This window comes from Anabaena sp. PCC 7938, from assembly GCF_049315035.1.
Taxonomy (GTDB): domain Bacteria; phylum Cyanobacteriota; class Cyanobacteriia; order Cyanobacteriales; family Nostocaceae; genus Anabaena; species Anabaena cylindrica.
Genome location: NZ_CP186034.1, coordinates 2175895 through 2189660, shown reverse-complemented (window position 1 = coordinate 2189660; position 13766 = coordinate 2175895). Strand labels below are relative to the sequence as shown.

11 protein-coding genes and 1 tRNA gene are annotated in these 13766 nt (G+C 40.1%); 7 read left to right on the top strand and 5 right to left on the bottom strand.

Annotated features, from left to right (window positions below; all coding sequences use genetic code 11):
* The first annotated feature begins 413 nt into the window (after window positions 1-413).
* The gene (locus tag ACOWPH_RS10065) at window positions 414-1019 is read left to right on the top strand and encodes a DUF4360 domain-containing protein (protein ID WP_015215249.1); all 606 of its coding nucleotides are present in this window, start codon (window positions 414-416) and stop codon (window positions 1017-1019) included.
* Between the two features lie 240 nt (window positions 1020-1259).
* On the opposite strand, the gene ACOWPH_RS10060 is transcribed toward ACOWPH_RS10065, so the two are convergent.
* On the bottom strand, window positions 1260-1454 hold the full coding sequence (locus ACOWPH_RS10060) for a hypothetical protein (protein WP_015215248.1): 195 nt from the start codon (window positions 1452-1454) through the stop codon (window positions 1260-1262).
* 568 nt (window positions 1455-2022) lie between these two features.
* On the opposite strand from ACOWPH_RS10060, the gene ACOWPH_RS10055 reads away from it, so the two are divergent.
* Together ACOWPH_RS10055 and ACOWPH_RS10050 are read left to right on the top strand one after the other, a co-directional pair.
* The gene (locus ACOWPH_RS10055; protein WP_015215247.1) at window positions 2023-2580 is read left to right on the top strand and encodes an SRPBCC family protein; all 558 of its coding nucleotides are present in this window, start codon (window positions 2023-2025) and stop codon (window positions 2578-2580) included.
* 5 nt (window positions 2581-2585) lie between these two features.
* Window positions 2586-3161, top strand: coding sequence for a DUF924 family protein (locus tag ACOWPH_RS10050; protein ID WP_015215246.1), 576 nt, complete (start codon window positions 2586-2588; stop codon window positions 3159-3161).
* An 81-nt stretch (window positions 3162-3242) separates the two neighbouring features.
* Here the strand turns inward: ACOWPH_RS10050 and ACOWPH_RS10045 are convergent, their stop codons facing one another.
* Window positions 3243-3470 carry a Nif11-like leader peptide family natural product precursor gene (locus ACOWPH_RS10045; RefSeq protein ID WP_015215245.1) on the bottom strand — a complete coding sequence of 76 codons (228 nt, stop codon included), beginning with the start codon at window positions 3468-3470 and terminating at the stop codon, window positions 3243-3245.
* A gap of 451 nt (window positions 3471-3921) precedes the next feature.
* Window positions 3922-6540, bottom strand: a complete 2619-nt coding sequence (gene clpB / locus ACOWPH_RS10040) for an ATP-dependent chaperone ClpB (protein ID WP_015215244.1) — start codon at window positions 6538-6540, stop codon at window positions 3922-3924.
* 736 nt (window positions 6541-7276) lie between these two features.
* On the opposite strand from clpB, the gene gshA reads away from it, so the two are divergent.
* The 4 genes from gshA to ACOWPH_RS10020 all read left to right on the top strand — a co-directional run bounded on the left by gshA (window position 7277) and on the right by ACOWPH_RS10020 (window position 12452).
* Window positions 7277-8416, top strand: coding sequence for a glutamate--cysteine ligase (gshA, locus tag ACOWPH_RS10035; RefSeq protein WP_015215243.1), 1140 nt, complete (start codon window positions 7277-7279; stop codon window positions 8414-8416).
* Between the two features lie 230 nt (window positions 8417-8646).
* Window positions 8647-9102 carry a tRNA (cytidine(34)-2'-O)-methyltransferase gene (locus ACOWPH_RS10030; RefSeq protein WP_015215242.1) on the top strand — a complete coding sequence of 152 codons (456 nt, stop codon included), beginning with the start codon at window positions 8647-8649 and terminating at the stop codon, window positions 9100-9102.
* Window positions 9103-9889: 787 nt separating this feature from the next.
* Complete coding sequence (locus ACOWPH_RS10025; protein ID WP_015215241.1) at window positions 9890-12226, top strand: LysM peptidoglycan-binding domain-containing M23 family metallopeptidase; 2337 nt, start codon at window positions 9890-9892, stop codon at window positions 12224-12226.
* Window positions 12227-12378: 152 nt separating this feature from the next.
* Window positions 12379-12452 (top strand) — tRNA-Met (locus ACOWPH_RS10020).
* A 259-nt stretch (window positions 12453-12711) separates the two neighbouring features.
* Here ACOWPH_RS10020 and gatC read toward each other — a convergent pair.
* Together gatC and ACOWPH_RS10010 are read right to left on the bottom strand one after the other, a co-directional pair.
* Window positions 12712-13002 (bottom strand): Asp-tRNA(Asn)/Glu-tRNA(Gln) amidotransferase subunit GatC, encoded by a 291-nt coding sequence (gatC, locus tag ACOWPH_RS10015; RefSeq protein WP_015215240.1) that lies wholly within the window; start codon window positions 13000-13002, stop codon window positions 12712-12714.
* 60 nt (window positions 13003-13062) lie between these two features.
* Window positions 13063-13584: a photosystem I assembly protein Ycf3 gene (locus tag ACOWPH_RS10010; RefSeq protein ID WP_015215239.1), complete on the bottom strand. Its 522-nt coding sequence runs from the start codon at window positions 13582-13584 to the stop codon at window positions 13063-13065.
* Between the last annotated feature and the right edge of the window lie 182 nt (window positions 13585-13766).

Sequence of the window (13766 nt, the reverse complement as noted above, 5' to 3'; positions counted from 1 at the left end):
CTCTCTCTCCTAAAAACCATGAGATATTGTTTTATTTGACAGTCTCTTATTGGAAATAGGTTAAGTTTGTTTGCTAATTTGGTTTGCTAGGAACTAAATCCATCTTCATGTCAGTCTTGATTTTCACGAGGTTGTTGAAAATTTTCAGTTTTCTAATTTGGTTTGCTAGGAACTAAATTCATCCTCATGTCAGTCTTGATTTTCAAGAAGTTGTTGAAAATTTTCAGTTTTCTAATTTAGTTTGCTAGGAACTAAATTCATCCTCATGTCAGTCTTGATTTTCACGAGGTTGTTGAAAATTTTCAGTTTTCTAATTTGGTTTGTTCAAAACCAAACTCTTTCTCATGTCCATCTTGATGTTCATGAGTTTGTTGAAATAACAACTTTGCTTAAAAACTGTGAACTAAACATTTATGAATTACCAAAATCTAAAGAATACATCTCTCAAATTTGTACAAGTTTTTCTGGTTGCATCTACACTGATGACCGCTTCTTTCGGACCCGCATTTGCTAACGAAAAAGTTAAAATTGTAGGCGCAAACTATGGTGGTAACGGTTGCCCTGAAGGATCTGCTAGTGTAAGTGTCAGTCCTGATGGCCAAGAGTTAAGTATTCTCTTCGATCAGTTTGTAGCTCTAGGAAATAAATCAAGTGAAGCACGTAAAAGCTGTAATTTGAGTATACCGATTAAAGTTCCCCAAGGCTTTCAGATTTCCTTCTACGATGCTGATTATCGGGGCTATGTTGCTCCCGCCACAACTGGGAGATTAAGAGCAGAGTACTTTTTTGCTGGTCAGCGTGGCCCTGTCTTTACTAGAACATTTAGAGGCGAAACTGATTACAACGTTCGAGATAAATTAGCGACTGTGGGTGATATCTGGTCAAGTTGTGGAGATAGTGTAAATATGCGTGTAAATGCTGCAATGATTGCTAGTGGTCGAGGCGTGGCAACTGTTGACTCTTTTGATCTAACCCACCGTGGCTTAGTTTATCACATTAAATATCGAAGTTGTCGATAAATAATGTTGATTTTCCGCTTTTCAAGGTAGGGACTGTGAATCCCTATTTCTTTTCCTAACAGTTTATCATAAATCAGCTATTAGCCAATGACTATGCCACGCTAGGGAACAGAGGTACAACCCTATGGTGGCATAGCTTTGCGATTAAATTTTTTACCTCATTTACCTGCAATATGCTGTAAGTATATTTTTAGAAAGACGCTGATGCGAACAAACGAAAAGGATGTATTTTAATAAATATCAAACACGCCACCATCTCTTTTGCAGAGAATTTAAAACCCCTAGTGCGATCGCACTTAAGAACAATAGCAAAATTACCCCACCGGGAATAAATGTCAGAATTCCCAACCCTCTAAGTATCCAAATGGCTATCCCCATACCCAAAAGGATACCTAGTATTTGCGTTAATTTGCGATTTATGGAAGATTGATTCATCCTATTTTCCCTCAATTACAGTTAAATTTACAGTTACAGCAGAATTCATGAGTCAGGAGTTCAGGAGTAAAACCGGCTTTGTGTATAGGTTTCAATTTAGACTTTGTACCTCATAACTACGTAAAATGCTGTATACTCAAGACCAAGCATGAAAATGCTTAAATACTAGGATTGCAAGTTGAGACATAAATCATGTTTGTCATTCTAGCCGTTATTTACGCAATTTTTCATCTACGCATCTGTGACGGCTGTAATTAACGCAAATGCTAAATAATATTAAGATATAGCAATTCCCAAGCTCATGAAATACACCCCACCCGCGCTGTCGCGCACCCTCCCCTTACCAAGGGGAGGGTTGGGGAGGGGTAATTTTGTATCTTACTAGAGTGGGAAAGGCTATATATCTTTCTAGTCGTTTTTAGTCAAAATAAACTTAAATGAAATCATTTCCAGAAAGTCTCCAAATTTAACTGTAATTAGAATGGAGTGGGTGAAATCTAGTCAACCTGATGATTTCCAGTTTCTCAAATTGGTTTAGGCTGTTTATTGAGGAGTGACTAAATAAACTATGTCTGCGTTTAATATCTCAGACTCAACTACGAAAGGCTCAAATATGTTATGGAGTCAAGACAAGCAAAAATTGCTATTACAGGGTGAAATTCTGCTGGAAACGCGATCGCATACTACCTGGGGTGGTGCTGTCACTGCGTGGATGTATTTACCCTTAGTCCGCTTCAATGTATGGCAGCAACTTACTGACTACCCACGTTGGGTACAATATTTTCCTGATATCACTAAAAGCGAAATTACATCTCAAGGCGACGCAAAATTTCTGTATCAAGCAGCACAAAAAGCATTTTTATTTTTTACAGCCCAAGTTGAAATCTACCTGAACGTAGTTGAAGTCATAGGTCAACAAATTCAATTTAGGATGGAAAAAGGCAGTTTTGAAGACTTTCATGCCAATTTAGACCTAAAAGATTGGGGTGATGGCACATTGATAGCTTACTCAGTTCAAGCAACACCTCATATTCCCATCCCTTCAATTTTTATTCAACAAGCAATGAGTTTGGAATTACCTACAAATATGCGTAAAATGCGACAAGTGCTTTGTAATACTCAATAACAGCAATGTCAAAGGCAAAAGCTATTTTGGAATTTTGGTTTGGTCATCCTCATGAATCAGATTACGGTAAACCTCAACAATTTTGGTTTCACAAACAACCAGAAATTGACGAAGAAATCCGCACCCGGTTTCTTGAAGATTACCAAAAAGCAGCAATGGGATATTTAGACGATTGGATAAATACGCCCGAAACCTGTCTAGCTTTGATCTTATTGCTAGATCAATTTTCCCGAAATATGTTTCGTGATACCCCAGAAGCCTTTGCAACTGACTGGGAAGCACTCTCAGCAGCACAACACGCAGTTGCACAAGGTTTTGACCGGGAATTATTGCCTGTACAACGTTGGTTTATTTACTTACCCTTTGAACACAGTGAAAATCTAGCTCATCAGCGTCAATGTGTAAAGCTATTTCAGCAACTTAGTCACGATTCTGATAGTATTATTGCAATTGAATCTGCTTTTGATCATATGAAAATCATTTCCCGTTTTGGGCGTTTTCCTCATCGTAACCAAATTTTGGGACGTTTATCTACCCCAGAGGAAGAAGAGTTTTTACAGCAGCCTGGTTCATCTTTTTAGAATGCTTAGTAAATAGGTAAGTGGGTAGGGTGAGTACTGAGTGTAAACCCACTCACTTCCTTAACAAAACCAGAAGTACTATTACGAATTACGAATTAATTTTACAGGCTCACTTGTAAACAATAATTCCTCTAATTCACCTTCCGTAAAACTGTAGCCAAGATTAGCGGCAAAATTGACAATTTTGGCTTTATCCCAATGACAACTGTCAAAAATTCCTCTTTGACAGCAACTGTGATGGTATAACTCATAAAGAGTTGTCTCTGAACTCAACATCTCATAAAAACTTTCAACTTGTTCTAAAGACATATACTCGGATAGTTTATATTTTTCTACTACTCAAAAATACCTTGATTGAGAGTACATTCTAGTTAATTCTTTCCATGATGTAAAAAATTTTAATTTACCAAAAATATTAATAGACATCGACCGAATTTAAATATGCATCATCAAGAATCTTTGTAGAGACGTTCCATGGAACTAGGACTTACGCAAGATGTGGCTGAAAACCTTATTATTACGTAGCGGTAATTCATGAATTACCGCTACTTTCGTTCTGTTTTGCGTAAGTCCTGATAAAGTCTCTACTTTCTATATAGCAATTCCCAAGCTCATGAAATACACCCCACCCGCGCTGTCGCGCACCCTCCCCTTACCAAGGGGAGGGTTGGGGAGGGGTAATTTTGTATCTTACTAGAGTGAGAAAGGCTATATATCTAATACACCCGACTGTTGCAAGTTGCCGGGTTGATGAGTGAAACTAACTGGTGAATACCTCCACAGGTAAACGACTAAATGAAAGGCGTTCGTTCTGCACATCAACAAAAATGGTATCACCGTCGTTGAATTCACCCCGCAAAATGGCTTTAGCAATTTGAGTTTCTAACTCTCGCTGAATTGCCCGCTTTAGTGGCCTTGCTCCAAAAACGGGATCATATCCGACTTCGGCTAAAAAGTCAAGAGCATAATCGGATAATCGCAGAGACATTTTTCTGTCGCTCAATCTTTGTCTGAGCCTATCCACTTGTAACTGGACAATTTGCCGTAATTCCGATTTTTGTAAACTGTGGAAGATGATAAATTCATCAACTCGGTTGAGGAACTCAGGACGGAAACTACCTCGCATTGCTTCCATTACCCGATGACGCATTTCATCATAACGAGAGTCATCACCAGCCACATCCAGAATGTACTGCGAACCGATGTTACTAGTCATGATGATGATACAGTTTTTAAAGTCTATTGTTCGCCCCTGGGCATCAGTGACGCGACCATCATCAAGAATTTGCAGGAAAATATTAAATACATCAGGGTGAGCTTTCTCGATTTCGTCGAATAGAATCACGGCGTAAGGACGACGACGAATCGCTTCTGTTAATTGTCCTCCTTCTTCATAACCTACATATCCGGGAGGCGCACCAATTAACCGAGAAACGGTGTGTTTCTCCATATATTCTGACATATCAATCCGCACTAAAGATTCTTCGGTGTCGAACATATATGCAGCTAAGGCTTTGGCTAATTCGGTTTTACCTACACCGGTGGGGCCAAGGAAGATAAAACTAGCAATGGGGCGATTCGGGTCAGAAAGTCCAGCGCGAGAACGTTGAATTGCATCTGCTACTGCTGTGACTGCTTCAGCTTGTCCGACGACACGGTGATGAAGTTCATCTTCTAAATGTAGTAGTTTTTCTTTTTCCGATTCCACCAATTTGCTGATGGGAATTCCTGTCCATTTAGAAATAATTTCGGCAATATCAGATTCGGTGACTTCTTCCCGCAACAGAGATTTACCAGTTCCTTGAGTATTTGTTAGTTCGTTTTCTACATCTTCTAATTGGCGATGCAAATTAGTTAAAGTCCCATATTTCAATTCGGCTGCGCGGTTGAGATCATAATCCCGTTCGGCTTGCTGAATTTCTAGGTTAACTTTTTCGATCTCTTTTTTTACAGATTGAATTTTGTCGATAATGTCTTTTTCTGATTGCCATTGTGTACTCAAAGTTCTTTGTTCTTCTTTGAAATCGGCAATTTCTTTTTCGAGTCTTTCAAGACGTTCTCTAGAAGCAGCATCACTTTCTTTTTTGAGTGATAACCTTTCCATTTCCAACTGTAAAATTTTGCGATCAATTTCGTCAAGTTCTTCGGGTTTGGAGGTAATTTCCATTTTCAGCCTAGCTGCGGCTTCGTCTACTAGGTCGATGGCTTTGTCTGGTAAAAAGCGATCGCTAATATAACGACTCGATAACGTCGCAGCTGCCACCAAGGCACTATCAGAAATCTTGACCCCGTGGTGGTTTTCATACCGTTCTCGCAAACCGCGCAAAATCGAAACCGTATCTTCCACACTTGGTTGATCTACATAAACTTGTTGGAAGCGTCTTTCTAAAGCCGCATCTTTTTCGATATGTTTGCGATATTCATCTAAAGTTGTTGCCCCAATACAACGCAGTTCTCCCCGCGCTAACATTGGTTTTAACAAATTTCCCGCATCCATTGCCCCTTGGGTTGCACCAGCACCAACAACGGTATGAATTTCATCAATAAATAAAACAATATTGCCACCAGAATCGGTGACTTCTTTTAACACAGCTTTCAAGCGTTCTTCAAATTCACCCCGGAATTTTGCTCCGGCAATTAAAGCCCCCATATCTAAACTAATTAATGTCCGATCTTTAAGAGATTGGGGAACATCACCAGCAACTATTCGCTGTGCTAATCCTTCGGCTATAGCTGTTTTACCTACACCAGGCTCACCGATTAATACAGGGTTATTTTTAGTCCGACGGGAGAGAATTTGAATGGTACGACGAATTTCGTCATCACGTCCAATCACTGGATCTAATTGACCTTTACGAGCAGCATCTGTTAAATCACGCCCGTATTTTTCTAGTGATTGATATTTTCCTTCTGGACTTTGATCTGTCACTTTTTGACTCCCTCTAATTTGTTTAATAATATTTTTTAGTTTGTTTTCATCTAAACCAAATTCTTGGCATAGAGCTTTACCAAAGCGGTCATCTTTGGCGTAACCTAATAATATGTGTTCAACTGAAATATATTCGTCTTTAAATTCTTGACGATATTTTTCTGCCCGGTCAAGTAGTGTATCCAAGCTGCGTCCTAAATATACAGAACTACTGCTACCTGATACTTTTGGTTGACGTAAAATAAATTGGTCAGTGCGATCGCGCACTTTTACCAAATTTGCACCTGCTTTAGTAAAAATAGCACTAGCTAATCCATCTTGTTCTAGCAGTGCTTTCATTAAGTGTTCGCTTTCAAGCTGCTGCTGTTGGTATTGCTTGGCGACATCGGGAGTATGAGCGATCGCTTCCCAGGCTTTTTCTGTAAATTGGTTTGGATTAGTGGGTTGCATAGATTTTGATATAAATTACTCCATATTCACAGAGCATTGATTCCTTATATAACTATTGTAAAAACAGGAAAGCTCTCACCTGGATCGGTCTTCACATCTTGATAAGGTAGTATTATCAGGACAGAAGCCAGGAAAAGCAAAAGTTTTCAGTTTCAAGCTTCTTGGCTTCTATAAGTTTTTTCAATAAGAATTTAACCAAAATATGTATTTTCCGACTTATTGAGAAAAATATCATCCATATTCTCAATATTAATGAGATTAATTATCAATAATTTACGAGTTTTCGTCTTTTGGGCGATTGATATTGACCTATTGATTTTTTGTATTATTATTAGTGTATACTCATGCTAGTGAGTGTAAAAATTTTAAAAGCAGCCAAATAAGATAATTACAGAAATACCTGAAAGCTTTTGGGTATTGCTGAATTAAAATATGATTTTCGATCTAGAGTCGAGAATCTCTACCCATAGAACTTCTCTGCAAGGGTTTTGAGAGCAAGTAAAATTATTTTCATAAATAAAATTCAGTAATGCTAACTTCTCGAAGCATTAAGTTACTAAGTAAATGGGCAGAATAAAACCAAACTGTGCAAAGAAAAGTAAACTCAGGGCGGCCTGATCCCAACGACAATTTTTAACGCCAACCTACTTGTCTATATTTACACCGTCATCCTTGATGCAGAAATTCGTCTAATTAGATACAATTTATTCAAATTAGGAGAGCCGAGGAGAATAAATTGGTCTTAACGAAAGGCTTTGAGATTGAGATGTATACTGGCACACCTCAAGGTGAAATCGTCGGACTCTCCGACCAAATCATCACAGATTTAGATGGGTTTATGCGAGAGCCAGATAGTCGCAATGTAGAATACATAACTAATCCATCTACTAATTATGAAAATCAATTATGTGGTTTGTTACGTCCTCGACGGATATTGCGTAAATATTTGCAGGGTTTAGGCAATTACACCTTAATTCCAGGAAGTACCTTATCTTTAGGTGGAAGCGATCGCTTTTACCGTTCTGACCCCACCAACTCTTATCATGACTACATAGAGCAAACCTACGGGACAAAAGTAGTCACAGCCAGCGTACACATCAATGTTGGTATCAGTGACCCAGAAATTTTAATGCGTGCCTGTCGAATTATCCGACTCGAAGCACCCCTATTATTAGCCCTCAGCGCCTCCTCTCCTTTCCTCAATAGTCAAGCCACAGGCTATCATTCTACCCGTTGGGGACTCTTCCCTCAAACCCCCACATACGTACCTTTATTTGCCAGTCATGCCCATCATATCCAATGGGTAGAAGAACAGTTAGCAGCCGGAACCATGCAAAATGTCCGGCATTTGTGGACATCAGTGCGGCCAAATGGCGATCGCCGCCCTTATGATCTAAATCGTCTAGAGCTGCGAATTTGTGATTTAGTCACAGATCCCATTTCCCTATTAGCAATTACAGCTTTACTAGAAGCTCGATTGTTACAAATCATTGATAATTCCAGCATTGACCCCTTAACCCAAAGCAGTTTATCTCCTGAAGAACTGATCACGTTAACCGCTAAAAATGAAATGGCGGCAGCCACAGCCAGTCTTGATGCCCAATTGCAACATTGGCAAGATGGTAGTAATATTTTCGCCAGAGATTGGATTTCCCAGATATATCAAGACGTTTGGTCAATAGCTAAACAACAAGGCTTCAGTTGTTTCCTTTCCCCTTTACAGAAAATTCTCCGCGAAGGTAACGAAGCCCAACAGTGGTTACAGTTACACAAAGTTGGTTTTGATGCCCAGCGTGTCATTAACCAAGCAATTGTCGCCACCCAAGAACGGGAACAGGAACTAGAAAATAAACTTTGTTCGTCTCTATTGACTTAGGGAGCAGGGAGCAGGGAGCAGGGAGCAGGGAGCAGGGGGAAAATTATTTATAAGAGTGTTCCAATGACCAATGACCAATGACCAAATCCTACTTTTTTCGTTTTAAAATTCTAATCTTTAGTGACAACTTCAGACCTATTAACAAAACCTATAGGTTGTCGATATCTGTCATTAGGTAGATTTTCTAATAGCGATACAGTGTTCTATAGAATTCTTAACATTTCGTGACCATGCCTCAGGTAGTCTTAGTTAACCCACAAATTCCCCCCAATACAGGCAATATTGCTCGTACTTGCGCCGCTACAGGCACAGAACTACATCTAGTTGGACCATTAGGATTTGAAATTAGCGATCGCTACCTCAAAAGAGCAGGTTTAGATTACTGGCCTTATGTCAAGCTGCACAATCATGAATCTTTAGAAGCATTCAAAATCATTCATCAGCAGCGTGGAGGCAGATTGTTAGGCTTTAGCGTCAGAGGTAGCATCAATTATCTAAAGTGTCAATTTCAAGCTGATGATTGGCTGTTATTTGGTAGTGAAACTACTGGTCTGTCGGCAACTGCTCTCTCTCATTGTGACTCCATTCTCCACATACCCATGAACGAACCTGGAGTTCGCAGTCTGAATTTATCCGTAAGTGTAGCTATTGGTTTGTTTGAATCTCGCCGCCAGTTAAATTATTGACAATAAATAGCCATTTTTAAGTAAAAAAGCTGGGACATCTCAGATTAATCAGCATTTTTGAACATTTTTTATAGTGAAAACGCTTAAAAATCAATCAATATTGACTAAAATTTAAAACACCTCTCAACCTCATATAAAAAAGTGTTAGCCAATCTGAGGGAACTGATATAAGAAATTTGTATATAAACTTTGATTTTAGGTCAATGGTCAATGATAGATTTTAGTGAACTCAAATTCTATTTGGAAGAGGTACAAAATCATCAAAAACCTTAACAGGAAAGCATCTTGACTATTTGTATTTTCAGACACAATCAAATACCCCAAAAGTTGCTGCGAGTTTGTACGGTTGTTTTTTAGGGAATAAACCGCGTAAAGTCTCCTGTTGATAAGACTGATTGGATAAAAAAACCTAGAAAATATCAACAGCAGGAACATCGTTTTTTCAGAAATCACAGCAGAGCAAATGCTAACAGCGATCGTGGATTCAGCAAAGTCATCATTATTTTTGTCTAAATCCCGGCTTAAGGGAGCAAAATCAGCACAGATAACTGTCAATAGCGAGCAGTCCTGGACTTTATGAAGAGTGGTAATAGACAAGTCAACACGAAAATTTTAAGGTTTACTAACAAGTATGAACTTGTCTAAATCAGAGAAGCAGGTTAATCTTGCGTAAGTATCTCTGGTGAATGTGATCTTGATATGTCGTTTAATGTGATCTAAATCATTGATTAGTATCCAACTGAAAAATCAAGGTCTATTGAACGCTAGTGATCATAGGAGGTCGTCTTTGAAACGAGCATTGAAAAAGAGAGTGAAGGCTGTGTTGAACAATACCCCCAACAGCGATGGTGTCCCGGTAGTGCAGTTAAATGAGACTAATCACAAACCAAACCGCCGAGCGGGAACCAAGGCCGCAATGATTGGCTTGGCAATCTCAATGGGCGCAACCAGCCTTTTGGTGACTCGACAAAGCGATCAAGCCCAAGCAGCGGCTCCTGTTGGTAGTCAAAAAGCAGCCTCAACAATTCCAGCTGTTTCTGACAATGAAATTAAATTTACAGCCACAAAGCTGGAGTCCCAAGCCGTCTCATCAGCGAGCGTGCCTGAAAATCCTGTCATTCTGGAACCAACAGCAGTTTCGCAAGTGCCTGGGCTTGAAGCTAAATGGCCAATTACAGCCAACGAAATGGCTGTTCAAATTTCTGCACTAGAAACCAATCAAAGTGCCGGCTACTTACAATCCCAAATGGGGCAGGGATTAGATAGCAATTCAATTCAATCCAGATTACAAGCAGATAAATATCTGCCTGAAACAGGACAACAATTTACTCGAAATCAGAGCGTTGCCGGCAGTCAAACTACAGATAATATCACTGTAGCAGCAAACATAGTCAGCAATGACGTTAATGCACAACTGAAAGCGCAGCAAGAATTTGCTCTGAATCGTTTACAAGAAAAATCGAACCGTTTAAGAAATAGTCTGGCGGAGTTGCGGTCTGAGGAGACCCAAAACTTATCACAAGCTGGTATTGAAATAGCACAACCAACCACCGTAGCTGGGAATACATTGGTAGCGCGGTCGGAAAAATTGAGAGATGCTCAACAAACCAGCCTGATATCAAAATTAAAACAGGAGAAACAAACAAGTGAGGCACAGCAGAAGGTAACAAAACCTGCACTAGCCGCACCCAAAGTTATCGCCCAATCAGCTCTAAAAACCTACGAAGTTAAACCCGGAGATACATTAGCAGAAATTGCTAATAATTACGGTACTTCAGTCTCAGAACTAGTCCAAGCTAATAATCTAGAAGATCCTAATCAACTGCAAATCAGCCAACAACTGATTATTCCTGGTGCTAGAGCAGGGCGTAGCAGTTTCAACCAGGCAACTGTACCAACTAGTCCTACTTTCGACCAACCTGGAAGTAATACCACAGTTGCTAATTATCCTGTGAGCAAACCTAATTTAGAGGCTAATCTACCTCAGGTATCACAGTCGTTAGTAATTGGCAAAAAGAGTAGTGTTACTATCCCAGTAGTTCAGGAGAACCAGCTGCGGGCAAATACTCCTGTTATCACCAACAGCATCCCCATAGCCGTTCCAGTAGCTGAGGATAATCAGCTTCAAAACCCACCCACTGAAATCAAAGCAACTTCTGATGGTATTGGTGGTGATACCCCACTACCCTATAGTGTTGCTGAAGCGCGAACGACTAGAAGACAACCTCAAAAGGTGGTTAAGTCCAAAGGTAACGAGCGTCTCCGCAGCTTACAAGCCGAAATTGAGAGACTACGGGAAAAATACCGCGCTCAAGAGTCGGGAATAGTTATCTCCTCAGTTGCTGAAGACAGTAATGCTGGAATTCCCATTCCGATTGCAAATGCCAATGAATTTAAGCCTTCTAAGGTGAATTCACGACTGAATGCAGTAGCGATTCCAGTACCTCGACCAATTCTGCCCAGCTACAGCGGAAGACCTGTTCAGCCCACATTCCGTGCTACTCGTATCACTAACGAGCCAATTAACCCAGAATTCCTACGAAATCAAACAGCTTTTGCCGGCAGTTCTTCTCGGAACTCAGGTGGTATTAGATTGGTAGTTCCTCCCGCAGGTACAACCAATACTGATTCCTTAGGTAAATTGCGAGGAAGTAGAGTATCTCCAGCCTTGCCACCTTTGGCCGCAGTAGATATATACTTGCCAAGGTCTGTTGATAACAACTCCAATTCTTCTACAACAGCTTATATTTGGCCAGCAAAGGGTGTACTCACATCTGGCTATGGTCAGCGTTGGGGAAGAATGCACAGGGGTATTGATATTGCTAACTCCACTGGCACGCCAATTTACGCCTCTGCTCCTGGTGTTGTTGAAAAAGCAGGCTGGAATAATGGCGGTTATGGTAATTTAGTTGAGATTCGCCATCCTGATGGTAGCAAGACTCGCTATGCTCACAACAGCCGGATTTTAGTACAAGCAGGTCAATCAGTAGAACAAGGGCAAACAATTGCTGCTATGGGTAGCACTGGTTTTAGCACTGGTCCCCACACCCACTTTGAAGTTCATCCAGCAGGTAAGGGTGCAGTTAATCCTATTGCTTTCATGCCTCCAAAGGATCGTTTGTAATATCTAACTGGCTTTAACTCAATTATTGCTTTGTTTGTTGAGGGGGAGATAAACTCCCTCTTTTATTTTTTATTTTCAGGGATATTTTTTTAATTGGGAATTGCCACGGCTAAATTTGTATGCTATCTTAGTAGAAGTTGATAAAACAACACGGCTCAGTAGCTCAGTTGGTTAGAGTACGGGACTCATAAGCCTGGGGTCGTCAGTTCAAATCTGACCTGAGCCATTTTCAAATTTCAAAATATTATGTCTTCCAGTATTTCAGCCGATTGATTCTTATATTCATGCGGCTTTTGTTGTGTGTATATTGTCTCTACAATTCGAGGAAAATTTGAAGCTGAAGTTTTCCAAAATTTGTTGAGAGGAAACCAGATTATTCTAAAAACAATACGCCATTAGCAAGCCCCAAATAATCCCTTGGCTCAAGCACAAGGGATTATGAAAATATCCATTTTTGATTTTTTGCTACAGAATCTCTGGCTGTTTTAATCAGCATTAAGGATTTTTGGTACTCTGAAGAATTCTCCTTCCTGCTCAGGGGCGCTGCTGAGGATGGCTTCTCTGTCAGGGTAGGGCTGTAGTCGATCCTCTCTGGTAACATTGCTGACATCAATGGCTCTGGTTGTGGGGAGAACATCGGTGACATCAAGTTCACTTAGTTGTTCGATATACTCCAGAATACTGCCCAGTTGGGTGGTAAATTGCGCTTCCTCGTCTGGTGTCAATTCTAAACGAGCGAGATTAGCAACTTTACGAACTTGTTCACGATCAATCATGGTTTGTAAATTGTCAATAGTAGGGGCGGCAATACACCCTAACAGATTTTGGATCAGCTGTTAAAAGAATACGTCAATTTGCGATCGCCCTGTGGTCTTTAACCAGTTTTGGGCTTCAATGTAATTATTAGGAGCCATGCGAACTGCTCTAATCCAATAATCTGCGGCTTGGTCAAACAAAGCTTCTCCAGCGTCGTTATCTCCCTCTTCTTTAGCCTTCTCACCTTGGAAATGATAAATTACCGCGATGTTATTCAAAGCTTGGGGTAGACGAGGATTTAACTCAATAGCCTGGTGATAATATTCTAAAGCCTTGGTGTGATCGCCATTACTAGCATAAATTAGCCCCATATTGTAGAGAATATAACTCTGATCATTGGAGTCTTCCTCTAGTGTGAGAGCTTCTTCATAGTAATCCAGTGCTTCGGCATATTCTCCTTCTGCCTGAGCGGACATTCCATCTCGGTAATAAACAAATGCTTCTTTAGCTTTTCTGTTAGCTGGCAGCAGTTTGAGGATCAGGTCTGCCATGACGGTGAAGGATTTGTCAACAAAGTTATCGTTTTTCTGTGTTCTTGGCATATTGGCCTCTATGGTGACTCAAATGAGTCAGATTTAGGAACTAATTCTTGGCGACTGGTATTTTACAATCAGCAACTCCATAGTTAATTTAACTGATTTATGACAACTTCTCACCTTTCTGACCCTCGATTATTAAGATTCAACTGGGGATTGGGGATTGGGTTTAAATAAATTTCCCCTTG